This is a genomic window from Pseudomonas sp. FG98 (assembly GCF_057808595.1).
Map to the genome: position 1 here is coordinate 1 of NZ_JBMDIJ010000092.1, position 22,760 is coordinate 22,760.

The window sequence follows — 22,760 nt, forward strand, 5'->3', positions numbered from 1 at the left end:
GTCGTCCCTCCTCCTCCCTTCAAGTCCTACCATACAAGCGGCTGTTAGCCGCGATGCGCCGCGCGGGCGGCGCTCGATCTTGAGGGCGCCAGATAAACACCGGCATGCACCTGTCAGCCCTGATCCGGTATCCCGACGGGCACCTTGCGGTCACCACGACTCAAAAGAGATGTAGATACCCATCAAGGCCGAGCCAGACCAGAATCAGGATTGCTTGCGCTTGAACAGCTTGCCAAGGAAGCCGGCGATGGCCACCAAGCCGATGATGATGAACTTCTTGAACGCCAACAGGGCAACACCGATCTTGGCGAACAGGCCCGCCTTGCCGGCGACGCCACCGGCGACCAGGGCGGCCAGGCCGTAGGTCGCCAGCTTGTCGGTCTTGGCGTCGTAGTCGGCGTAGCGGTTGCCGTCGGTGAAGTTGGTGAAGGCGAGGATCTTCGGCGTTTCCTGCTTGATTGTCTGCAGGTCGGCCATCGCTGCCACGGCATTGAGTTCCAGCACGCCCTCGCGGCCCAGCACGCGGATGCTGTAGTTCAGCGTGGTCTGCTCGACGTCGTCGGCCTTCAACTCTCGCGCCCAGTACATCTTGTGGGTAGCCTGGTCGTAGCTCGGCGGCTCGGCCCAGCCCAGCAGTGTCAGGCCGGCATAGCCTTCCTTGCGACGCTCCTTGTTGTCTTCCTCGTCATCAGCCTTCATCTGCTCGAGCAGGTCGGCGTAGTCGATCTTGGCGGCGTCATCGTCGGAAATGTGGCCGTCGTTCTTGTAGCTGATGATCACGCCCCAGCCGTTTTCCGCCAGTGGGCTGACGGCGGTCGGGATGATCATGCCGAGGGTCTTGAAGCCCCGTGGGTTGCCCCAGGCTTCAGTCAGCAGGCGCTCGGAGTCGTCTGGCGACAGGTAGTAGAACTCGTTGTTGAGTTGCAGGCTGGCGATGCCGCCGGGCAGGGTGATGTTGCCGTGCTGTGGCTTGAGCGTGGCCAGCCACTGTTCGGCGGTCTGTTGCGGTTGTTCGCTGGCGGCTGGCGCGGACGCGGGAGTGCTGGCGGCGATGGCGGGCAAAGTGGTTGCGCAGAGCAACACTGCCGCCAACAGCTGGCGCAAGTGTTTCATCGTAATCCCTTACAATTTGAATTAATTTGGTTGCGCAGGATAGCTTAAAGGACTGGTAGGTCGCCACGGTCTCGTGCTAGCGCATACTGCGGCAGCCGCTCCGGGGCCTCGACGGAGCTCATGAACACCGGGGTTTCAACGCCCTCGTTGGTGTTGCCATCATGTTGATGCTTGGTGGGGCGCATCAGGTCCCCTTTCAGGTGCTCCGGAAGCGCAGCGGTATTGCGTCGAATCCATGCAGGGGCTGATCGACGATCTCATGGACCAGAGCGTGATCACCGACGCGGAGGCGCTGACTTCGTTGATCTATGGGTGTTTGTCGGAGGAGGCGTTCTGGATTGCCGAGGGGGATCAAGGGTCTGATCGGTTGGAGCATGCGCTCAAGGCGTTGAGGTTGTTGTTGCGGGGGGTGTTGGTTGAGTCTCATGAAGTGTGAGCGAAATGGCGACGGGATACTCTCCTTCGCTTTTCGATTTCTGGAGCACCAGGTACTCCGCGTTAATAGCTTGATCAAACTTTCGAAAACCTGATATGCAGCGTCTTTTTCTTCTGGAGAAAGGAGCACATTCATGACCTGCTCATCAAGAGCGCAGTCATATACATCAATGCCAATCCAGCCTTTTGACCAGAACTCGACTGTTGCCAGTTTGTTGAGCCCTTTCAGCTCTATTCTTTCTAGATCACCGAAATCCCCATCAATAAATTCTGAATATTCAAAATTACACCCCTTCAAAGAAGGCTGTATTTTTTCCTCAAACCAACGACCATTCATAATCACCAACAGTCAATTTGAATTGCAGAAAATTTAGAGCATATTATTTAAATTCGAATAAAAATAGGACCAGACCAAAAGGGTACGAATCCATTTTCCAATACAGCCGATCAAGAGAAATAAATCTGCCCCTTTTCTGCCTGAATTCAGGCCCGATAGACTGTTATTTCTCCGTCGCCCTCATTAATTTCAAACCTCAAATCAGGACCCTCAAGGCCAGGTATGACAACGGGCATGACCAGTTTCTCCATCTGCTTATTTTCAAATAATGAAAACTGGCAAACCAGAGATAAATCGTTTATCAAACATCCCCTATCCGAAGAACGTGAAATCAGTTCCATCAACCGGCCAGAGCGGCCCGTAAAGTCAATTGAAAAATAAGCTGGCATCGGAACCATTCGAGAACTGCCAATCCTTACATAGTCTCTAGATTTTAACTTTTCAAGCAGACCCAAGGCTTCCTCACCGCCAAAATACCGGCAGATTGTTTCCTCACTTCTCAAACCGTCCATAACAACGGGGCAACTTTTACTCGAAGACAGCGTTCTCAACAGCCGCCCCCACACACCATCCACCGAACCTGGATCCATAGGAATAAACATATTTAGCGCCATTTTAAAGAAAACAATATCAACTCAACCAATACCGAGCGATAGATAAATATGAGATCCCCACCTTGCCAGATAGAAGATCTGCACACTCACAAGCAAGATAGTAACTTCTTAAAATCCCGCTTCAGAGCAACGGCCATTCCGCATATAGAAAGTCCATATTCAGCAATCTCTCGGGCAGTAACGACATCACCGACCGTCATGTTCGCCCTCACCCCAAGTAATGCAAGTCGGGATTTGGTGATTACCCCAAAGCAATCAGGCAACAGTCTCGAACTAATATTCTCGATGGTGAGAGATTTAACCAAAAAATTCACGGAGGAAATCTGTTTGAAAAACGCCGCCCCCGCAACATCGAGCAATGTTTTCAAATCTGCTTCCAGCACTGCCCCATCCAGCCCGAGAGAGATCCAAAAGTCGGGCTCACCGCCCAGGGCAAGCCTATTTCTTATATAACAGTCGATTTCTGAAAACTCATGCAGGGCACCAACAGTCCATAAATCAGTATCAGATAGAAATACTGGATGAGCACCGACATTCAAAGCTACATTATCGCCATTTTCGCTAACCTGAACCGAGATGCAATCGATAAAATCGCCCCGTTTTCTGACAAAGTCAGATCGGCCTTTGACAAAGCCTTCTGCGACAGCCCAGTCTGAAACCAAGGAAATCGCAAATTCTTTTTTGACCTGACTCACACCCACCTCCTCATAAGACTGCCAGACAATAAAGCCCAAAAACAGAAAGTCTTTCAAAAAATGCGACACCCATTTCCTTTCTAAAACCGCAAACCAAGAGAATAAACACTTTTCCGTCACCTCTTTTTCCGTACCCGCAATTACGCTGGAGAACTCACAGACGCAATCGCTGCGGTGCAGCGGTCCGACAAGCCAGCGATTTCCCCCTCACATATGCAACGAAATGAAATCCACAAAGCACCGCAACTTCGGCACGATAAACCGGCTCGGCGGCCACAGCACGCTGAAGTGAATGGTCCGCGTCACCTCCTCCGTCAGCACCGCCTGCAACTCCCCGGCCTCCAGCGCGGCCTTGACCGCGAACTCGGGCAGGCAGGCAATCCCCCGCCCCGCCAGCGCCGCATTCAAGAGCATGTCGATGTTGTTGCAGACCATGGCCGCATGCAGGTTCTGCGGGCCATTGCTCGCCGCCCCCGGCAGCGGCCAGCGCTCCAGCTTGCCGGTGGAGGGCACCCGGTACAGCAGGCAGTCATGCTCGCCCAGTTCGGCGGCGCTGGCCGGTTGGCCGTGGGCTTCGAAGTAGCTCGGGGCGCCGACCAGCAGAAAGCGGAATGCTCCCAGCCGCCGCGCAACCAGGCGTGAGTCGTTCAACGCACCAGTGCGCACCACGGCATCGAAGCCCTCCTCCACCACGTCCACCAGCCGATCGGTGAAGTCCAGTTCCAGGTGGATATCCGGGTAGCGCTTGGCAAAACCGGACAGCAGGCTGAAGAGAAACTGCCCGGCCAAAGGAAGACTGACGCGCAATTTGCCGCGCGGTTCGCTGCTGGTGCTGGACAGCTCCAGTTCCGCCGCTTCCAGCTCATTGAGCACCCGCTGGCAGCGGCCGAGAAATAGCGTGCCCTCCGCCGTGAGGTTGATGCTGCGGGTGCTGCGGTGGAACAGGCGCACGCCAAGACGCTGTTCCAGGCGGGCGATGCTTTTGCCGATCGCCGAGGACGATACGCCAAGCTGCCTGCCCGCAGCGACGAAGCTACGGGTTTCGGCAACCTGGACGAAAACCGAGATACCACTGAGATTGTCCACGCTCTGTCCTTGAGTCATTGCGGACGAGAATGTCCGCACTGTCCGGAATTCTAGCCTCTGTTTCCGCTGTCGTCGGCAACCTAGCATTCCTGCGTCTACTACAGCAGGGAATCGCAGTCATGACCGTCAAAGAATCCATCCACGTTTCCAGCGCCGTCGCCACCGACCCGACCGAGGCGCGGATCGACGCGGCGCTGAACAGCGCAATCGCCGACCAGCGCCTGGTCGGCGCCGTGGTGCTGGTGGCCCGCCGCGGTGAAATCACCTACCACAAGGCCGTCGGCTTGGCCGATCGCGAGGCCGGCAAGGCGATGCGCACCGACGCGCTGTTCCGCCTGTCCTCGGTGACCAAGCCGATCACCTCGGCCGCCGCCCTGGCCCTGGTCGCCCAGGGCCGCATCGGCCTGGACGACCCCATCGCCCGCTGGCTGCCGGAGTTCCAGCCGACCCTGGCCGACGGCAGCCGCGCCAGCATCACCGTGCGCCAGTTGCTCAGCCATACCGCAGGCCTGGGCTACGGCTTCCTCGAAGTCCAGGGCGGCGGTGCCTATGCCCGCGCCGGGGTGTGCGACGGCCTGGAGAACGCGCCGCTGACCCTGGACGAGAACATCCGCCGCCTGGCCACCGCGCCGCTGCTGTATCGCCCCGGCACCGACTGGGGCTACTCGATCGCCACCGATGTGCTCGGCGCGGTGATCGAACGGGTCTACGAGACCGACCTGGCCAGTGCCATCGAGCAACTGGTGAGCAAGCCCCTGGGCCTCACCGATACGCGCTTCCATGTGGTCGATGAAAGCCGCCTGACCGCCGCCTACCTGAATGCCCAGCCGGCACCACGGCGGATGAACGGCGTCGAGGTGATCGAGGTGTTCGAGAACACCGCCGGCATACGCATGGACGCCGACCGCGCCCTCGATACCAGCGCCTACCCGTCCGGTGGCTCGGGCATGGTCGGTACCGCCGAAGAGTTCCTGATCCTGCTGGAGACCCTGCGCCAGGGCGGCGGCGCGCTGATGCCGGCGAGCCTGGTCAAGGAACTGGGCAGCGTGCAGACCGGCCAGCTGGAACTGGCCAACTGGCCCGGACGCGGTTTCGGCCTGGGCTTCACCGTGCTGACCGATCCGCAGGCGGCGCAGACCCCCGAGTCGGTCGGCACCTGGCGTCTCGGTGGCGCCTTCGGCCATTCCTGGTTCGTCGATCCGGCCCGGGAACTGACCGTGGTGGCGTTCACCAACACCGCCTTCGAGGGCATGTTCGGGCAGTTCACCGTTGATCTGTGCAATGCCGTCTATGGCGTTTGAAACCAAGTACCAAGCAGTGACAAGAAGTCCATAACTAGAGACCCGTCTCATGGCCCGTTGGGGCCGCTTTGCGGCCCTTCGCGAGCGAGCTCGCTCCCACAGATCGACACAAGATTCCCGTGGGAGCGAGCTTGCTCGCGAAGGGCCGCAAGGCGGCCCCAACCCGACACACGACCGGTCTTGCATGCGAATGCAGTTTTGAGTTGCTCACCGTTACCCCGGCTACCCGCCCCCTGGAATTGACCAGGCACGTCGATCCCCGGCGTGCCGCGGATCTTTATTGAAAGGTATCGACTCATGACGCATTCAACCCTGTACCACAGCCATCCCCACGCGCGCCTGGATTCCCTCACCGGATTCCGTTTCATCGCCGCAGTTCTGGTGTTTTTCTTCCATGCTTCACTGACGAAAATCATCGGCTTCAACCCCTTCGCCGACAGCGACATCATTGCCGCCTTCCAGCGCCTGTTCAGCGTCGGCGGCTGGACCGGCGTGTCGTTCTTCTTCGTCCTCAGCGGCTTCGTGATCACCTGGTCGGCGCGCCGCAGCGACACCCTGGTCGCCTTCTGGCGCCGCCGCCTGGTGAAGATCTACCCCAACCATCTGGTGACCTTCGTCCTGGCGATGATCCTCTTCGCCGTGCCGCTGACGGCGGTCAGTGCCTGGCTGCCCAACCTGCTGCTGGTGCACGCCTGGGTGCCGGACATGTCGGTGTTCCTCAGCGTCAACGGGCCGTCCTGGTCACTGTGCTGCGAGCTGGTGTTCTACCTGGCCTTCCCGTTCCTGCTGCGGGCGCTGTGGAAGTTGCCGGAAGATCGCCTGTGGCTGACCGCGGGCCTGACCGTCGTCGCCCTGGCCGCGACGCAATGGCTGATCGCTTCGTTCGTTAGCCCGACCCCGCAGATCCCCGAGTACCCGATCTCCCTGCAACAGTGGTGGCTGGCCTACTACTTCCCGCCGCTGCGCCTGTTCGAGTTCATCCTCGGCATGCTGATGGCGCGCATCCTCATGGCCGGGCGCTATCCGGCAATCCAGGTCGGACCGGCCCTGGCCCTGGCGGCGCTGGCCTATTTCCTCGCCGGCGAAGTGCCCTTCATCTATAGCCTGTCGCTGGCCACCATCATTCCCATCGCCCTGCTGATCACCAGCCTGGCCGCCGCCGATATCGAGCGTCGCCCGTCGTGGTTCCGCCATCCGTTGATGGTCTGGCTGGGCGAGGTGTCGTTCGGTTTCTACATGATCCACCTGCTGATCATGATCGGCGTCACCTCGCTGCTCGACGGCCAGCGCTTCGCCGCCCTGCCCGCCAGCTTGATCCTCGCCGCCACCTTCGCCCTGTCGCTGTTCGGCGGCTGGCTGCTGTTCGCCTTCGTCGAGCAGCCGGCAATGCGCCGCTGGGGCAAGGCCAGCCCGGCCGTGCGCCCCCTCGGCGTACCCCAGGTCTGAACCGTTCATTAGCAAAAAAGGATGCTTGCCATGTCTTCGTTCGCTCGCAGATTGACCGGGGTGCCCGCCTGGGCCCTGGTCGTGCTGGCCCTGGCGCTGGTCGCCGGGCTGATCGCCGGTACTCGCTCGCCGGTAGCCGAGGCCAACAATGTCCCGGCGCCACTCCCACAGGTGCAGGTGATGAATGCGGTCAGCCGCGAAGTGGTCGACTGGCAGGCCTACACCGGCCGTCTGGTGGCCACCGACACGGTGGTGATCAAGCCGCTGGTGGCCGGTACCCTGGTGGCCGTGCACTTCAAGGACGGCGCGCTGCTGCGCAAAGGCGACCTGATGTTCGAGATCGACCCGCGCCCCTATGCCGCCGCCCTGCAGCAGGCCCGCGCGGCACTGGTGGCGGCGCGCTCGGTGAACCAGTTCGCCGACACCGAGCTGCAACGCTACGAGCGCCTGATCAACAGCAATGCCATCGCCAAGACCGACCTCGACAAACGCGTCCAGGCCGCCAACGAGGCCCGGGCGCGGGTCGACGAAGCCCAGGCCCGGGTCGAGCTGGCCCGCCTCGATCTCGAACACACGCGCATCGTCGCACCGTTCGATGGCCGTGCCTCGCGGGTCGAGGTCACCCCCGGCAATATCGTCGATGTCGGCGAGCGCTCCACGGCGCTGACCAACCTGGTGTCGATCTCGCCGATCTACGCCGACTTCGATGTCGATGAGAGCACCTTCCTGCGCTACCTCGGCGCCCGCCCGAGCGACGAGGCGATCCCGGTCAAGCTTGGCCTGGCCCATGAAGACGGCTACCCGCGCCAGGGCAGCCTGAGCTCGCTGGACAACCGCGTGGACAGCCGCTCGGCAACCATCCGCGTGCGCGCCAGCTTCGACAACGGCAACGGCGAGCTGCGCCCCGGCCTGTTCGCCCGGGTGCTGCTGCCCGGTAGCGCCAGCCGCCCGGCGACCCTGATCGAGGACAGCGCCATCGGCACCGACCAGGACAAGAAGTACGTGCTGGTGGTCGATGCCCAGGGCCGCGTGCAGTACCGCCAGGTCAAGCCCGGCATCCGCCAGGGCGCGCTGCGGGTCATCGACCAGGGCGTCGAGCCCGACGAACAGGTGGTGGTTAGCTCGCTGCACCTGGCGACGCCCGGCAGCCAGGTCATCCCGGTCCGCGCGCCGGCGCAAGCACAGGCGCAGCAATGATGAATATTTCCGGATTCTTCATCGACCGCCCGATCTTCTCCGGGGTGCTCAGCGCCCTGGTCCTGCTCGCCGGCCTGCTCGCCCTGACCCGCCTGCCGGTGTCGGAATACCCCGACGTGGTGCCACCGCTGATCGTGGTCAACGCCCAGTACCCCGGGGCCAACCCGCAGGTGGTGGCGCAAAGCGTGGCGGCGCCGCTGGAAGAGCGCATCAATGGCGTGGAAAACATGCTCTACATGCAGTCCCAGGCCAACAGCGACGGCAGCCTGGCGATCAACGTCACCTTCGCCCTCGGCACCGACCCGGACAAGGCCCAGCAACTGGTGCAGAACCGTGTCTCCGAGGCCCTGCCGCGGCTGCCGGCGGACGTGCTGAGCCTGGGGGTCAACACCAGCAAGTCGTCCTCCACCCAGACCCTGGCCATCCACCTGGTCTCGCCCAACGGCGAGTACGACGCCAACTACCTGCGCAACTACGGCATCCTCAATATCAAGAGCCAGCTCGAACGCATTCCCGGGGTCGCCGAGGTGCGCATCTGGGGCGGTGGCGACTACGCCATGCGCATCTGGATCGACCCCGAGCGCGTGGCGCAAAGGGGACTGACCGCCGGCGAGGTGGTGCAGGCCATCCGCGAGCAGAACATCCAGGTCGCGGCGGGTGTCATCGGCGCCTCGCCGATGCAGGCCGGGGTACCGTTGCAACTGTCGGTGAATGCCCAGGGCCGGCTGAAGACCGAAGAGGAATTCGGCCATATCGTCGTCGACAGCGTGCCCGATGGCGGCGTGACCTACCTGCGCGACGTCGCCCGCATCGAGCTGGCGGCCTCCACCTACGCCCTGCGCTCGCTGGTGGACGGCCAGCCGGCGGTGGGCTTCGGGGTGTTCCAGGCGGCTGGCGGCAATGCCCTGGACATCTCCGCCCGGGCCCGGGCGATCATGGCCGAGGCCAAGGCCGACATGCCGGCCGGGGTCGACTACAAGATCGTCTTCGACCCGACCCAGTTCGTCCGCTCCAGCATCAACGCGGTGATCAGCACCCTGTTCGAGGCCATCGTGCTGGTGGTGCTGGTGGTCATCCTGTTCCTGCAGACCTGGCGCGCCTCGGTGATTCCGCTGCTGGCGGTGCCGGTGTCGATCGTCGGCACCCTGGCCTTCCTGCTGGCCTGCGGTTTCTCCATCAACGCCCTGTCGCTGTTCGGCCTGGTGCTGGCGATCGGCATCGTGGTCGACGACGCGATCGTGGTGGTGGAGAACGTCGAGCGCAACATCGCCCAGGGCCTGTCGCCGCGCGAGGCGACGCACAAGGCCATGGCCGAAGTGAGCAAACCGATCATCGCCATCACCCTGACCCTGGTCTGCGTGTTCATTCCGCTGGCGTTCATGCCCGGCCTGTCCGGTGGCTTCTACCGCCAGTTCGCCCTGACCATCGCCATTTCCACGGTGATCTCGGCGTTCAACTCGCTGACCCTGTCGCCGGCCCTGTGCGCCCTGCTGCTCAAGCCCCATGGCGCGCCAAAGGATGTGCTGGAGCGTGGTATCGACCGGGTCGCCGGGCGCTTCTTCAGCGCGTTCAACCAGCGTTTCAAGGCCGCCGAAGGCCACTATGGCGGCGGCGTGCGCGGTGTGCTGGCGCACAAGGGCCGGACCCTGGCGCTGTTCGGCGTGCTGCTGGCCGCCTGCGCCTGGCTCGGCCACAGCCTGCCCACCGGCTTCGTCCCGGCCCAGGACAAGGAGTTCCTGGTCGGCTTCGCCCAGTTGCCGGCCGGTGCCTCGCTGGATCGTACCGAGCAGGTCATCCAGCAGATGAACGACATCGCCCTCAAGCATCCGGGGGTGGCCCATACCCTGGAATTCCCCGGCATGTCGGTGAACGGCCTGATGAACTCGTCCAGCTCGGGGATCATCTTCGTGATCCTCAAGCCGTTCGCCGAGCGCTCCGGTGCGGCACTGGGCGCCAACCAGATCGCCGCCGAGCTGAACGGCCAGTTCAGTGGCATCGCCCAGTCCTTCACCGCCGTGTTCCCGCCGCCACCGGTGCTGGGCCTGGGCACCCTCGGCGGCTTCAAGCTGCAGATCGAGGACCGCGCCAGCCTCGGCCATGTCGCCCTCGACACCGCACTCAAGGCCTTTATGGCCGAGGCCGCCAAGGCGCCGGAACTGGGGCCGCTGTTTTCCAGCTACCAGATCAACGTGCCGCAACTGGATGTGCAACTGGACCGGGTCAAGGCCAAGCAGCTCGGCGTGTCGGTGACCGATGTGTTCGAGACCCTGCAGATCTACCTGGGCTCGCTGTACGTCAACGACTTCAACCTGTTCGGCCGGGTCTACCAGGTGCGCGCCCAAGCCGATGCGCCGTTTCGCGCCAACGCCGAGGACATCAGCCGCCTGAAGGTGCGCAATGCCCATGGCGACATGGTCCCGCTGTCGACCCTGCTCAGGGTGAACCAGGGCTACGGGCCGGAAATGGTCGTGCACTACAACGCCTTCATGGCGGCCGACGTCAACGGCGCCCCGGCTCCCGGCTACTCGTCCGGCCAGGCCGAAGCGGCCATCGAGCGCATCGCCCGGCAGACCCTGCCCCAAGGCATCCGCATGGAATGGACCGACCTCACCTACCAGCAACGCCTGGCCGGTGACAGCAGCGCCTGGGTGCTGGCGGTGAGCACCCTGCTGGTGTTCCTGGTGCTGGCGGCGCTGTACGAAAGCCTGCTGCTGCCACTGGCGGTGATCCTCATCGTGCCCATGGGCGTGCTTTCGGCCCTGGCCGGGGTGTGGCTGACCGGGGGCGACAACAACATCTTCACCCAGATCGGCCTGATGGTCCTGGTCGGCCTGGCGTCGAAGAACGCCATCCTTATCGTCGAGTTCGCCCGCGAGCTGGAACGCCAGGGCCATGGCATAGCCAGTGCTGCCTGGGAGGCCAGTCGCTTGCGCCTGCGGCCGATCCTGATGACCTCGATCGCCTTCGTCATGGGCGTGGTGCCGCTGGTGCTGTCCACCGGCGCCGGCGCGGAAATGCGCCAGGCCATGGGCGTCGCGGTGTTCTTCGGGATGCTTGGCGTGACCGCCTTCGGCCTGCTGTTCACCCCGCTGTTCTATGTACTGGTGCGCAACCTGGGCACGCGCCTGGGACAACGGCAGCCGGCAGACATTGCGGACACTTATGTCCGTTAACAGCGGAACTCCAGCGCGTTTTTCTCCATTGAACGCGCTCCTAGACTGCAAACGTTTCCAATCATTGCGAGAAAAGCCATGACCCGTGTCGTCCGTTTCCATGAGTACGGTGGTCCGCAAGTCCTGCGGATCGAAGAACTGCCGGTGGTCCAGCCCGGCCCCGACGAGGTGCGCATCCGCGTGCGTGCCATCGGCCTGAACCGCGCCGAGTCGATGTTCCGCCGCGGCCAGTACCTTGAGCAGGCGGTGTTCCCCAGCCGCCTGGGCTACGAAGCGGCCGGGCACGTCGAGGCCGTGGGTGCGAACGTGCGCGAGTTCCAGGTCGGCGACGCGGTGAGCCTGGTGCCGCCGTCGAGCATCGCCCAGTGGGGCACCTATGCCGAGCAGGCGGTGGTGCCGGCGGCGATGCTGGTGCGCCACCCGGATCACCTCGATCTGCACCAGGCCGCCGCCGTGTGGATGCAGTACCTCACCGCCTGGGGCGCGCTGCTGCCGGTGGCCGGGCTGAAGGCCGGCGACTTCGTGCTGATCACCGCCGCCTCCAGCAGCGTCGGCCTGGCCGCGATCCAGATCGCCAACCGGGTCGGGGCGATTCCCATCGCCGTGACCCGTGGCGAGGACAAGGTGAGCAAACTGCTCGCCGCCGGTGCCGCCCAGGTGATCGTCAGCGACCAGGAAGACCTGGTGGCGCGGGTTACGCAGATCACCGGCGGCGACGGTGTGCGGGTGGTGTTCGACCCGATCGGCGGCCCGGGCATCGAGCAACTGGCCGAAGCCACCCGGCGTGGCGGGATCATCATCGAATACGGCGCGCTGAGCAGCGAGCCATCGCCCTTCCCGCTGTTCACCGTACTGGGCAAGAGCCTGACCCTGCGCGGCTACCTGCTGCACGAGGTGGTCCACGACCCGGCGCTGTTCAGCCAGGGCAAGGCATTCATCATCAGTGGCCTGGAAGACGGCAGCCTGTCGCCGGTGATCGCCAGGACCTTCGTCTTCGACGACATCGTCGAAGCCCACCGCTACCTGGAGGCTGGCGAGCAGTTCGGCAAGATCATCGTCACCCTGGAGGATCGACCGTGAAAATGTTCAATCCCTTGTTCTTCATCGCCCTGGGCCTGTTCGGTGTGTACACCATCGAATTCGGCGTGGTCGGCATCCTGCCGGTGATCATCGAGCGCTATAGCGTCAGCGCCTCCGAGGCGGGCTGGCTGGTGGGGCTGTTCGCCTTGATCATCGCGGTGTTCGGGCCGTTCATGGTGCTGCTGTTCTCGCGCTACAACCGCAAGCGCATCCTCACCCTGTCGCTGTTCATCTTCGCCGGCGCCAGCGCACTGTCGGCCTACGCGCCGAACTACGGGTCGCTGGCGATCCTGCGGGTCATCCCGGCGTTCTTCCATCCGGTGTACTTCTCCCTGGCGTTCGTCGCGGTGGTGTCGCTGTATCCCAAGGAACAGGCGACCCAGGCCACGGCCAAGGCCTTTGTCGGCACCAGCATGGGCATGGTCCTCGGCGTGCCGATCACCACCTGGATCGCCGCGCGCTTCTCCTATGAAGCGGCCTTCCTGTTCTGTACTGCGGTCAACGTCATCGCCGGGCTGGGCATCATCGCCCGCCTGCCCGATACCTTTGCCGGGCAACGGGCGCCCTACGGCAAGCAACTGGCGATCCTGCGCAAGCCGACCCTGTGGCTGAACATCCTCGCCTCGACCCTGATCTTCGGCGCGATGTTCTCGGTGTACGCCTACAGCGCCGAATACCTGTCTCGCGAGGCGGGCATGAGCGGCGAGGTGATCAGCGCCATGCTGATCCTGTTCGGCATCGGCGGCGTGGCCGGCAACCTGCTGGCCGGGCGCCTGCTGGCGAAGAGCAAGGTGGCCACCACGCTGCTGCACCCGATCCTGCTCGGCGCGGCGTACCTGCTGCTGCACTTCTTCGCCAGCCCGGCGATCCTGCCGATGATCGTCATCGTGGTGCTGTGGGGAGCGACCCATACCAGCGGGCTGATCGTCACCCAGGTCTGGCTGACCTCCGAGGCGCCCGAGGCCCCCGAGTTCGTCACCGGCCTGTACATCTCCTTCATCAACCTCGGCGTGACCCTCGGTTCCACCACCGGCGGCTGGTTCCTCACCCGCATGGGCATGGAGGGCACCATCGTCAGTGGCTTGCTGTTCTGCGCCCTGGCCGCCGCAACCATCGTCGCCAAGGTAGTGATGTATGGCGCACGCCCCGCGCCGACCGAGCCGGAAACCCAAGCGGTTTTGCACTAGAGTCATTGACCGGGAAGCCTGGCCTGCCAGCTTCCCGTTTCTATTGATCAGACCCGGACGGAGTCACGAAATGGATGTCAGCAGCACAGCCCTCACCTCCACGCAGACCATCGATTTTCCGGTGGACAGCACCCAGTTCGACTGGGAGAACCTGCGCTACTTCATTGCCTTCGCCAGGATCCGCTCCCTGGCCGCCGCGGCCCGTGTGCTCAATGTCGAGCACGCCACCGTATCGCGGCGCATCGCGGCCCTCGAAACGGCGCTGAAGATCCGCCTGGTGGACCGCCGCAGCCACCGCTACGAACTGACCGAAAACGGCGAGCGCATCGCCCAGCTGGGCAACCGCATGCAGGAGACCGCCTGCGCCCTGAGCCGCACGGTCTGCGCGATCCGCACCGAGCGGGTGGCGGACATCACCCTCAGCGCCCCGCCCCACCTGACCACCCACTTCATCGCCCCGCACCTCGGCCGCCTGCGCGAGCGCTGCCCGGACGTCAACGTGCGCATCCTCTCCACCCCGCGCATGGCCTCCATGGCCCGGCGCGAGGCGGATATCGCCATCAGTGTCGGGCGGCCCACCGAGACCGACCTGGTGGTGCGCAAGATCGGCACCCTCGACTTCGCCTTCTTCGCCGCCCCCGGCTATTTGCAGGGGCGCAACGAGGCCGCCTACGAGTTCATCGCCCATGACGATGACCAGGAGCCGTCACCGCAACGTATCTGGCTGGAGAATGCCGCCGGGCAACGGCCGGTGGTGCTCAGGGCCAAGTCCTTCGACGTACAGGCCGAGGCCGCCAGGGCCGGCGCCGGCATCGCCCTGCTGCCGGTGTTCATGGCCGAGGCCCAGGCCGGCCTGCAGCAGGTGCCGATCGAGGTCCAGCCGTTGCAGGCGGAACTGTGGCTGGTGGTCCATCGCGATATGCGCAATGCCCAGGGCATACGCACGATGATGGACTTCGTCATTGACTGTTTTGCACTGCAACATCGTTGAACAGCATTCGACGCAATGGGAATTTTTTAACAGCCGCTGTTAAAAACAACCTGTTTACAATCCGTGGCCCATCACCCAGTATCGATTTCGGTCAAGCATAGAACAACGCCCACACGCCATGACTTCGCAACACCTCGCTTCTGCCAAATACCCATAATAATAATCAATCGGCCATATAACTATAACGATACCTCACCTGACGGATCGTTATAGACCTTCGGCCGCACACGACATTGCTACTCCTGGTTACCTCTGTTTATTCGAAGTAAAAGCGGCACACTTGCGTGCCTTCGAAACATGATAAAGGGACTGTGTTCATGAACCAGATAAAGATTATCGATGTCACGCTGCGCGACGGCGGCTACCGTAATAATTTCAACTTCACCGTTGATTATGCCCAGTCGGCCATTTCGCAAATGATCGAGGCCGGTATTCCGTACTGTGAAATCGGCTACCGCAACGGCCCGTTCGCTCCCAAGCGCGAACACGGCCTGACCAGCGCGGTCGACGAGCGCTACCTCGAAGCGCTGCAGGCCGCCGCCGAGGGCCGGATCGCCCTCTGCGTCATGGTCCATCCGCATAACGTCGACGCCAGCGACTTCGAGCTGCTGCGCGAGCACGGCGTGGCGATGATCCGCGTGTGCCTGCGCCGCGACCGCCTGGACGACGGCCTGGCCACCATCCGCCTGGCCAAGGCCTATGGTTTCCAGGTCAGCGCCAACGTCACCCACGTCACCACCCTCGGCCCGGGGGATATCTCCGACATGAGCCTGCGGGCGGAAAACGCCGGGGCAGACGTGCTGGTGTTCGCCGACTCGAACGGCAACATGATCCCCGCCGACGTCGACCGGCTGATCACCCGGATCTCCAGCCGGGTCCTGATTCCCCTGGGTTTCCACGCCCACAACAACCTGTCCCTGGCGCTCTCCAATGCGATCGCCGCCATGGATGCCGGTGCCGAGTACATCGACGCGTCGATCTGCGGCATGGGCAAGGGCGCCGGCAACCTGCACCTGGGGGTGTTCGTCGCCTACCTGCACCGCGCCGGCATCCGCAACGGCTACGACCTGGCCAGCACCCTGCACCTGTCGCAGCGCACCGCCGACACGGTGCCGACCAGCAGCCTGCCGCTGTCGCTGACCGACCTGATGATGGGCACCTACAACATGCCTTTCGATGTCCAGCAGCGCCTGGAAGAAGTCATCAAGTTGCATAATCCGACTTCAACTTTCCATGCCTTGCAGATATTGCACGAGCAGGACAACAGCAAGCCGGAAAAGGCCATCAAGCCACTACCGCTGATTCAGGTGCCATCGCTTGCCAGTGGAGGTGCCCTGTAATGAGCCTGCGCCATAAAGTCTGTGTATTGCCCGGCGATGGTATTGGCAGTGAAGTGACCGATGCGGTACTTCCATTATTCGAAGCCCTCGATCTTCCCATTGACCTGGTCTTTGGCGATATCGGCTGGAGCTGCTGGCAGAATGAAGGCAACTGCATTCCGGATGCAACTTGGTCATTGATCAAATCGAGTGATGCAACCTTGTTGGGCGCTATTACCAGCAAGCCACTTCGCGAAGCCGAAGCGGAACTTCCGGCGGCACTGCGCGGCAGCGGAAGAGTGTATGTTTCGCCGGTCATCCAGTTGCGCCAGAAACTCGAACTGTATGCCAACGTGCGTCCGGTAACCGATGTGCTCGGCGATAACCGCTACCGCTTCTCGGTGATCCGCGAGAACACCGAGGGCCTGTATGCCGGGCTGGATTTCGCCAGCATCCCGCCGGCCTTCGAGGCGATCCTGGCGGAGCGCGAGCGCAATGGCGCGCCCTGGACCCGCCAGGGCCCCGACGACGCCACCATCAGCGTGCGCCTGCAGACCCGCGCCGGGCTGACCCGGCTGTTCCGCTTTGCCTTCGAGCATGCTCGCCAGCAGGGCCATGAGCGCGTGACCCTGGCGGACAAGCCCAATGTGCTGCGCTACAGCGGCGCCTTCGCCCGGGAGATCCTGGAGACGGTGGCGGCGGATTACCCGGATATCCAGTTCAACATCGACAACGTCGACGCCGTGGCCCTGTGGATGGTGCGACGCCCCGAACGCTTCGGGGTGATCGTCGCCGAGAACATGTTCGGCGACATCCTCTCCGACCTCGGCGCGGGGGTGATGGGCGGCCTGGGCCTGGCACCGAGCGCCAACATCGGTGCCCGTGGCGCCTACTTCGAACCGGTGCACGGCAGCTTCCCCGCCTACGCCGGCCAGCAGCGGGCCAACCCCAGCGCGATGTTCCTCTCGGTGGCGCTACTGCTCGACCACCTCGGCCATGTGCAGGCCGCCGAAGCGACCCGCCACGCGGTGGCCCAGGTGGCCCGCAGCGAGATCCGCACCTACGACCTGGGTGGCAGCGCCAGCACCTTCGAGGTGGCCGCCGCCATCGTCCGCCAGGCCGTCGAATCGGCTGCCCGCCCGACCGAGCTGAAGAAGCAAGGAGCCCACGCATGAACGCGACCGCCTCCCCCGTCACCCGCCGCGACCCGGAACTGCTCAAGGCCGTACAAAGCCTGGACACCGCCAGCCTGTCCGACGCCCTCGACAGCCTCGGTCTGCCCGGCGGCCTGGCCGGCCTCAACCAGCAGGTGCCCGGCACCCGCTGCGCCGGCTTCGCCTACACCGTGCTGTACGAGCCGGTGCACGAGAGCAGCGGTTTCAAGAACGCTGCCAACTACATCGACGACGTGCCGTCCGATGCGGTCATCGTCTCCAGCAACCCCGGCCGCATCGATTGCACCACCTGGGGCGACATCCTCACCCACGTCGCGGTCAGCCGCGGCATTCGCGGCACCCTGATCGACGGCGCCGCACGGGATATCGACACGGTGCAGCGCCTCAACTACCCGCTGTTCAGCCGCGTGCGCTTCATGCAATCGGCGAAGAACCGGGTCCAGCTCAAAGCCACCCAGATCCCGGTGCAGATCTCCGGCGTGACCGTGCACCCCGGCGACCTGGTGGTGTGCGACAGCAGCGGCTGCCTGGTGATCCCCGCCGCCCGCGCCGACGAGGTGATCCGCCGCGCCCGGGCGGTGGAGCAGACCGAGCGCGACATCATCCAGAGCGTCAACGAGGGCTACAGCCTGGAACAGGCCCGCGCCCTGCACCGCTACGACCAGCCCTGGCTTTCGGCCCGGGAAAAACAAGGCACTGCCTGACTTGCGACATGTTCCATCCACTTGATGAGAGAACACACGACATGACCCATGCAACCGTGAACATTCGCAAACCCAACCCGGTGCGCGACAGCAAGAACAAGATCAAGCTCGGCGTCTTCGGCTTCAACATCGAAGGCGGCTGCACCCTGACCAGCGCCCCGGAACGGCACAAGGCGGCGGACTGGCAAAGCAACCTGGCGATCGCCACCCTGGCCGACCGCGCCGGCCTCGAACTGCTCCTGCCGGTGGGTCGCTGGCGTGGCTGGGAAGGTGCGAGCAACCCGATGGGGGTGTCCTACGAGACCTACACCTGGGCTGCCGGCCTGGCCTCGGTCACCGAGCAGATCGCCCTGTTCACCACCTCGCACCTGTCCACCGTGCACCCGCTGTTCGCCGCCAAGCAGGCAGCCACCATCGACCACATCAGCGGCGGGCGCTTCGGCCTGAACATGATCTGCGGCTGGTTCGGCCAGGAAATGGGCATGTTCAACGGCCACCAGCGCGACCATGACAAGCGCTACGACCACGCCGACGAGTGGATCGAGATCGCCAAGACCGCCTGGGAGGCCAACGGCTACTTCGACTACGAGGGCGAGTTCTTCAACGTCAAGCAAGGCTACGCCGAGCCCAAGCCGATCAACCGGCCGTTCCTGATGAATGCCGGTGGCTCGCCACGCGGTCGGCAGTTCTGCGCCAAGCACTGCGATGCAGCATTCCTGATCCTCAAGCACGAGGACGATGACGACGCCATCCGCGCGCAGATCCAGGCCTACCGCGACCTGGCCCGCGAGGAGCACGGTGGCGAGATCCAGATCTGGGTGTACTCCTACGTGGTCCACGAGGACACCCTGGAACAGGCCCAGGACAAGCTCGACTACTACGTCACCCAGCATGGCGATGACGTCGCCCTGGACAACGTGACCCGCGAGATCGGCGTGCAGAGCGGCATGTTCAAGGACGAAGAGGACGCCGAGCGCTTCCGCTTCCACTTCAAGGCGGGCTTCGCCGGGGTACCGCTGGTGGGGACTTCCGAGATGATCGTCGAGCAGATGCAGCGCTGGTCCGACCTCGGCGTGGACGGCATCAACCTGACCTGGCTGGACTACCAGAGCGGCCTGCAGCGCTTCGTCAAGGAAGTCCTGCCGCTGATGGAACAGGCCGGACAGCGGGCGCCGTACAAGCCAGGACGGATCATGGAGGCGGTGGCATGAGCGCATACGCCCAGGCCCGGGCGCTGCCCGAAGACGACGCCGCCGAGCTGGCCGACGGTTTCAAGAACGCCATGCGCCGGCTGACCTCCAGCGTGGCGATCATCGCCAGCCGCGACGGCGACGAGCCGGTGGGCATGGTCGCCACCGCCGTGGTCTCGGTCAGCACCACGCCGCCGGCGCTGCTGATCTGCGTCAACCGCTCGGCCAGTCTGCACAGCCCGCTGACGCTGTCCGGGCGCTTCAGCGTCAACCTGCTGAGCGCCAACCATAGCGAGCTGATCCCGGTGTTCGCCGGCCAGGTCAAGGGCCCGGCGCGCTTCGACCATGGTCAGTGGGAAGACCTCCACGGCCTGCCCTGCCTGGCGGATGCGCAATCGAGCCTGGTCTGCACCCTGGACCAGCGCGTCGGCTACGGCTCCCACGACGTGATCATCGGCCGTGTCGACGCGGTGCGCTTCGCCGAACCGATCAACCCCCTGCTTTGGGAAAACGGCAGCCCGGCGATTTCCGCCCGGCTGGCGCAATGAACCCTGCTCACCGAACGAGGAAATCCAAATGACCCAGATCGAAAAATTCCAGGCGCCACAACCGGGCGAAGACCAGGCCATCTTCCTGGTCAACGTGGTCCACGTGAACCCCGGCCAGCAGGACGCCGCCCTCGCCGTGCTGCGCGATACCGTGCAGTACGTGGCGCGCACCTACCCGGCCTTCGAATGGAGCCGGCTGTACAAAAGCATCGACGGCAAGACGGTGATCAACCAGGCGCAGTGGACCAGCCAGGACGCCTTCGACTCGCTGTTCCATGACGAGGAATTCCTCTCCCGCTACAACGGGCTGAAGAACACCGGCACCTGGGAATTCCACCTCTACCACGTCAGCGACTACATCCCCCAGGCACTGACGGCCGCCGCGCTCGCCGAGTGAGTCACAGCCCCAGGCGGCAGGCCGCACCTGCCGCCCTTTTACAGGAGTTTCGATATGGCTGACCTGAACACCCGCCTCACCCGCAGCCTGAACATCCGCAACCCGATCATCCTCGCGCCCATGGGCGGTGCCTCGGGCGCCAGGCTGGCCACGGCCGTGTCCCAGGCCGGCGGTCTCGGCCTGGTGGGCGCCAGCTACGGCGACGAGCAATGGATGCGTACCGAACTGGAACCGATGCGCGAGCTGGAGCAACCCTGGGGCGTCGGCCTGGTGATGTTCACCGTGGCGCGCAACATGGGGCTGCTGGACCTGGCCCTGGACTATCGCCCCGACGTGGTGGCCCTGTCCTTCGGCGACCCGGCCGACTTCATCCCGATCATCCACCGTGGCGGCGCCAAGGCCATCGTGCAGATCCACGAACTGGACCAGGCCCGCGCCGCCGTCGATGCCGGCGCCGACGCGCTGATCGTGCAGGGAGCCGAGGCCGGCGGGCACAGCCTGCGCCGTGGCCTGCTGCCGCTGCTGCCGGCGGTGCAGGACCTGGTCGGCGACCAGGTGCCGCTGATCGCTGCCGGCGGTATCGCCGACGGCCGTGGCGTCGCCGCAGCACTGGTGCTGGGCGCCGACGCGGTAATGCTCGGCACCCGCTTCCTCGCCTCGGAAGAGGCCCTGCCCTCGGCCGCCTTCAAGCAGCGCCTGATCGCCTCGGCTACCTCGGACACCGTGCGCACACGAATCTTCGACCGCGTGCGCGGCATCGAATGGCCCGAGCAGTACAGCGGCCGGGCCATCGCCAACCGCTTCTCGAACACCTGGCTGGGCCGTGACGAAGCACTGCGCGACGCTCCCGACTCGGTACGCCAGGACTACGCCCGGGCAGTGCTCGCCGACGACCTCGAACAACGGGTGATCTGGGCCGGCGAAGTGCTCGACCTGGTGGGCGATATCAAGCCGGCGCGGCAGATCGTCAACGACCTGCTCAGCGACACCACGCGCATCCTGCGCAACGGCCAACGCCTGTTGGCCTTCGACAAGATCGCCTGAGCTGCGGAGGCAACGGCTATGCAAAAGTGCTACGCGACAAGCCGGCAATGGGGCGACGGCAAGCAACTGGCGGTGGTCATGTCGCCGGTCATGCCGGTGTGGGATGAAGGCCGCTTCTTCGAGCCGCTGATCGCACCACTGGTCAAGGCGGGCTACCGGGTGCTGGTGTTCGACACCCTCTCGCTGCTGGCCGAGGAAAACGAATCGCTGCACGCCTTTTCCCAACGCTGGCAGCAGGAGCTGTCGACGCTGGGGCGGATCGACCTGCTGGCCGGCTCGGCCCTTGGCGGTGCGGTGGTGCAGACCCTGCTCGGCCTTCCCATCGGCCCGAGCATCGACAAGGTCTTGCTGCTGTCATCGCCGGCCCTGACGGACGGCATCCTCGATGGCCGCCTGGGCAGAATGGCCGACCTGGCCCTGCTCGGCGATCTCGAACAGGCCCTGCAACTGCTTGAGGAATGGGTGCAGCCGGCCAGCCGCATCAATCCCGGCACAGCGATCGAGATCGACCCGGCCAGTGCGGCGCTGCAAGCGCGGCGCCTGCACCTGGGCTTCCGTCTGCTCAACCGCCTCGACCTGCGCCAGGCCAGCCAGGACTTCGCCGGCACCCTGCTGACGGTGTACGGCGAGCAGTCGCAACTGGTGCGCGGGATCAACGTGCATATCAACGAGCAGGCCCGCCATCGCCGCCTGGCCATTCCCGAGGGCGGCATGCGCCCGTTGCTCGACGCCCCGGCGCTGGTGGTGCGCACGGTCCGCGAGCACCTGGGCATCGACCTGGAGGTGGCCGCATGAACCCGGTCCCGAGCCTGCTCCAGGCTGACTTCATCGATGTGCATTACCACGCAGGGCCCGATGCCTTCGTCAGGCGTCACGGGGTGATCGAAGCCGGCCGGCGCTACGCCGCGCTGAATGGCTGGGTGGTGTTGAAGAACCACCTCGGCTGCACTGCCTCCCAGGCCTGGGAGGCACGCCAGGAGGGCCTGCCGGTCTCGGGATCGGTGGTGCTCAACGAAATTGCCGGCGGCATCGACTACCGGGTGGTGCAGCGTTCGCTGTGCCATCACGGCGACAGCGACGCGCGGCTGATCGTCCACCTGCCCACGGTCACCGGCCGCGCCCACCAGTCCCGGCTCAAGCGCAACAGTTCTCACTGGATCCTCGACGAGCATCCCATCCGCCCATTGACCGTCAGCCAGGACGGCCAGTTGACCGCACAGACCCTGGACGTGCTGCGCATGGCCCGGGACTACCCCATCGTCATCTCCACCGGCCACGCCGACGCCCATGAAGTGCGTCTGCTGGTGGACGCGGCGGTGGGCCTGGACGTGCCCAGGCTGATGCTCAACCAGCCGGCCAACCCGCTGACCGGGCTGGATGCCGACGCCCTGCTGGAACTGGCCGAGGCGCCCATGGTGTATGCCGAGCAGACCGCCCTGACCTATCTGCTCGGCTACCAGCCGTGGGAGGATTTCGGTCGGGTGCTGCGCGAAGTGCCGCGGGCGCTGTACAGCTCGGACCTGGGGCAGACTTCGCAGCCGGATATCGAGCAGTGGCAGGTGGATAGTCTGCTGTGGTTCGAACGGATCGGCTTGGGGGGTGAGCGGGTGGCGCAGGTGAGTCGGGGGTATGCGCGGGAGATGTTGCGGGTGGAGTGATCGACCCAAGACCCTGTGGGAGTCGGCTTGCCGACGATGAGGCCAGACTGGACAACCTCTTTGTCATTGC

Annotated in this window: 21 protein-coding genes; 17 read left to right on the forward strand and 4 right to left on the reverse strand. The window is 64.1% G+C overall.

Annotated elements, in window-relative coordinates; all coding sequences use genetic code 11:
* Positions 1-204 precede the first annotated feature (204 nt).
* Positions 205-1,113, reverse strand: coding sequence for a DUF2167 domain-containing protein (locus tag ACODSK_RS28585; RefSeq protein ID WP_489020926.1), 909 nt, complete (start codon positions 1,111-1,113; stop codon positions 205-207).
* Between the two features lie 259 nt (positions 1,114-1,372).
* On the opposite strand from ACODSK_RS28585, the gene ACODSK_RS28590 reads away from it, so the two are divergent.
* Positions 1,373-1,549, forward strand: a complete 177-nt coding sequence (locus ACODSK_RS28590; protein WP_489020964.1) for a hypothetical protein — start codon at positions 1,373-1,375, stop codon at positions 1,547-1,549.
* A 482-nt stretch (positions 1,550-2,031) separates the two neighbouring features.
* Here ACODSK_RS28590 and ACODSK_RS28595 read toward each other — a convergent pair whose 3' ends face one another.
* From ACODSK_RS28595 to ACODSK_RS28605, 3 genes are all read right to left on the reverse strand, one after another.
* Positions 2,032-2,487 carry a hypothetical protein gene (locus ACODSK_RS28595; protein WP_489020928.1) on the reverse strand — a complete coding sequence of 152 codons (456 nt, stop codon included), beginning with the start codon at positions 2,485-2,487 and terminating at the stop codon, positions 2,032-2,034.
* Positions 2,488-2,585: 98 nt separating this feature from the next.
* Entirely contained in the window at positions 2,586-3,314 is a 729-nt protein-coding gene (locus tag ACODSK_RS28600) for a DUF4304 domain-containing protein (RefSeq protein ID WP_489020929.1), read from the reverse strand.
* 87 nt (positions 3,315-3,401) lie between these two features.
* Positions 3,402-4,280 carry a LysR family transcriptional regulator gene (locus ACODSK_RS28605; protein WP_489020931.1) on the reverse strand — a complete coding sequence of 293 codons (879 nt, stop codon included), beginning with the start codon at positions 4,278-4,280 and terminating at the stop codon, positions 3,402-3,404.
* A 119-nt stretch (positions 4,281-4,399) separates the two neighbouring features.
* Between ACODSK_RS28605 and ACODSK_RS28610 the strand changes: the two genes are divergently transcribed.
* The 16 genes from ACODSK_RS28610 (at position 4,400) to ACODSK_RS28685 (ending at position 22,690) form a co-directional block, all read left to right on the forward strand.
* Complete coding sequence (locus ACODSK_RS28610) at positions 4,400-5,581, forward strand: serine hydrolase domain-containing protein (protein ID WP_489020933.1); 1,182 nt, start codon at positions 4,400-4,402, stop codon at positions 5,579-5,581.
* Between the two features lie 297 nt (positions 5,582-5,878).
* A complete protein-coding gene (locus ACODSK_RS28615; RefSeq protein ID WP_489020935.1) occupies positions 5,879-7,027 on the forward strand; it encodes an acyltransferase family protein in 1,149 nt (382 codons plus the stop codon).
* A 30-nt stretch (positions 7,028-7,057) separates the two neighbouring features.
* On the forward strand, positions 7,058-8,224 hold the full coding sequence (locus ACODSK_RS28620; protein WP_489020937.1) for an efflux RND transporter periplasmic adaptor subunit: 1,167 nt from the start codon (positions 7,058-7,060) through the stop codon (positions 8,222-8,224).
* Positions 8,224-11,397 (forward strand): efflux RND transporter permease subunit, encoded by a 3,174-nt coding sequence (locus tag ACODSK_RS28625; protein ID WP_489020939.1) that lies wholly within the window; start codon positions 8,224-8,226, stop codon positions 11,395-11,397. The genes ACODSK_RS28620 and ACODSK_RS28625 overlap by 1 nt, the downstream gene beginning before the upstream one ends.
* Before the next feature lie 78 nt (positions 11,398-11,475).
* Positions 11,476-12,477 (forward strand): zinc-dependent alcohol dehydrogenase family protein, encoded by a 1,002-nt coding sequence (locus tag ACODSK_RS28630; RefSeq protein WP_489020941.1) that lies wholly within the window; start codon positions 11,476-11,478, stop codon positions 12,475-12,477.
* Positions 12,474-13,664 (forward strand): MFS transporter, encoded by a 1,191-nt coding sequence (locus tag ACODSK_RS28635; RefSeq protein ID WP_489020943.1) that lies wholly within the window; start codon positions 12,474-12,476, stop codon positions 13,662-13,664. Before ACODSK_RS28630 ends, ACODSK_RS28635 begins: the two co-directional genes overlap by 4 nt.
* 70 nt (positions 13,665-13,734) lie before the next feature.
* On the forward strand, positions 13,735-14,655 hold the full coding sequence (locus ACODSK_RS28640) for a LysR family transcriptional regulator (protein WP_489020945.1): 921 nt from the start codon (positions 13,735-13,737) through the stop codon (positions 14,653-14,655).
* A 317-nt stretch (positions 14,656-14,972) separates the two neighbouring features.
* A complete protein-coding gene (locus tag ACODSK_RS28645) occupies positions 14,973-15,995 on the forward strand; it encodes an aldolase catalytic domain-containing protein (RefSeq protein ID WP_489020947.1) in 1,023 nt (340 codons plus the stop codon).
* Positions 15,995-17,149, forward strand: coding sequence for an isocitrate/isopropylmalate dehydrogenase family protein (locus ACODSK_RS28650; RefSeq protein ID WP_489020949.1), 1,155 nt, complete (start codon positions 15,995-15,997; stop codon positions 17,147-17,149). Before ACODSK_RS28645 ends, ACODSK_RS28650 begins: the two co-directional genes overlap by 1 nt.
* Positions 17,146-17,853 carry an RraA family protein gene (locus tag ACODSK_RS28655; RefSeq protein ID WP_489020951.1) on the forward strand — a complete coding sequence of 236 codons (708 nt, stop codon included), beginning with the start codon at positions 17,146-17,148 and terminating at the stop codon, positions 17,851-17,853. Before ACODSK_RS28650 ends, ACODSK_RS28655 begins: the two co-directional genes overlap by 4 nt.
* A 41-nt stretch (positions 17,854-17,894) precedes the next feature.
* On the forward strand, positions 17,895-19,064 hold the full coding sequence (locus ACODSK_RS28660) for an LLM class flavin-dependent oxidoreductase (RefSeq protein WP_489020953.1): 1,170 nt from the start codon (positions 17,895-17,897) through the stop codon (positions 19,062-19,064).
* A complete protein-coding gene (locus tag ACODSK_RS28665; protein WP_489020955.1) occupies positions 19,061-19,591 on the forward strand; it encodes a flavin reductase family protein in 531 nt (176 codons plus the stop codon). Before ACODSK_RS28660 ends, ACODSK_RS28665 begins: the two co-directional genes overlap by 4 nt.
* Positions 19,592-19,619: 28 nt before the next feature.
* On the forward strand, positions 19,620-19,988 hold the full coding sequence (locus ACODSK_RS28670; protein WP_489020956.1) for an antibiotic biosynthesis monooxygenase family protein: 369 nt from the start codon (positions 19,620-19,622) through the stop codon (positions 19,986-19,988).
* 54 nt (positions 19,989-20,042) lie between these two features.
* The gene (locus tag ACODSK_RS28675) at positions 20,043-21,032 is read left to right on the forward strand and encodes an NAD(P)H-dependent flavin oxidoreductase (protein ID WP_489020958.1); all 990 of its coding nucleotides are present in this window, start codon (positions 20,043-20,045) and stop codon (positions 21,030-21,032) included.
* A gap of 18 nt (positions 21,033-21,050) precedes the next feature.
* Entirely contained in the window at positions 21,051-21,827 is a 777-nt protein-coding gene (locus ACODSK_RS28680; RefSeq protein ID WP_489020959.1) for an alpha/beta hydrolase, read from the forward strand.
* On the forward strand, positions 21,824-22,690 hold the full coding sequence (locus tag ACODSK_RS28685) for a DUF6282 family protein (protein ID WP_489020962.1): 867 nt from the start codon (positions 21,824-21,826) through the stop codon (positions 22,688-22,690). Before ACODSK_RS28680 ends, ACODSK_RS28685 begins: the two co-directional genes overlap by 4 nt.
* Positions 22,691-22,760 lie beyond the last annotated feature (70 nt).

Bases quoted from the DNA above. Each gene is read 5' to 3' on its own strand.
- ACODSK_RS28585 (WP_489020926.1), bottom strand. From the start codon at position 1,113: ATGAAACACTTGCGCCAGCTGTTGGCGGCAGTGTTGCTCTGCGCAACC.
- ACODSK_RS28590 (WP_489020964.1), top strand. From the start codon at position 1,373: ATGGACCAGAGCGTGATCACCGACGCGGAGGCGCTGACTTCGTTGATC.
- ACODSK_RS28595 (WP_489020928.1), bottom strand. From the start codon at position 2,487: ATGTTTATTCCTATGGATCCAGGTTCGGTGGATGGTGTGTGGGGGCGG.
- ACODSK_RS28610 (WP_489020933.1), top strand. From the start codon at position 4,400: ATGACCGTCAAAGAATCCATCCACGTTTCCAGCGCCGTCGCCACCGAC.
- ACODSK_RS28615 (WP_489020935.1), top strand. From the start codon at position 5,879: ATGACGCATTCAACCCTGTACCACAGCCATCCCCACGCGCGCCTGGAT.
- ACODSK_RS28620 (WP_489020937.1), top strand. From the start codon at position 7,058: ATGTCTTCGTTCGCTCGCAGATTGACCGGGGTGCCCGCCTGGGCCCTG.
- ACODSK_RS28625 (WP_489020939.1), top strand. From the start codon at position 8,224: ATGAATATTTCCGGATTCTTCATCGACCGCCCGATCTTCTCCGGGGTG.
- ACODSK_RS28630 (WP_489020941.1), top strand. From the start codon at position 11,476: ATGACCCGTGTCGTCCGTTTCCATGAGTACGGTGGTCCGCAAGTCCTG.
- ACODSK_RS28640 (WP_489020945.1), top strand. From the start codon at position 13,735: ATGGATGTCAGCAGCACAGCCCTCACCTCCACGCAGACCATCGATTTT.
- ACODSK_RS28645 (WP_489020947.1), top strand. From the start codon at position 14,973: ATGAACCAGATAAAGATTATCGATGTCACGCTGCGCGACGGCGGCTAC.
- ACODSK_RS28650 (WP_489020949.1), top strand. From the start codon at position 15,995: ATGAGCCTGCGCCATAAAGTCTGTGTATTGCCCGGCGATGGTATTGGC.
- ACODSK_RS28655 (WP_489020951.1), top strand. From the start codon at position 17,146: ATGAACGCGACCGCCTCCCCCGTCACCCGCCGCGACCCGGAACTGCTC.
- ACODSK_RS28660 (WP_489020953.1), top strand. From the start codon at position 17,895: ATGACCCATGCAACCGTGAACATTCGCAAACCCAACCCGGTGCGCGAC.
- ACODSK_RS28665 (WP_489020955.1), top strand. From the start codon at position 19,061: ATGAGCGCATACGCCCAGGCCCGGGCGCTGCCCGAAGACGACGCCGCC.
- ACODSK_RS28670 (WP_489020956.1), top strand. From the start codon at position 19,620: ATGACCCAGATCGAAAAATTCCAGGCGCCACAACCGGGCGAAGACCAG.
- ACODSK_RS28675 (WP_489020958.1), top strand. From the start codon at position 20,043: ATGGCTGACCTGAACACCCGCCTCACCCGCAGCCTGAACATCCGCAAC.
- ACODSK_RS28680 (WP_489020959.1), top strand. From the start codon at position 21,051: ATGCAAAAGTGCTACGCGACAAGCCGGCAATGGGGCGACGGCAAGCAA.
- ACODSK_RS28685 (WP_489020962.1), top strand. From the start codon at position 21,824: ATGAACCCGGTCCCGAGCCTGCTCCAGGCTGACTTCATCGATGTGCAT.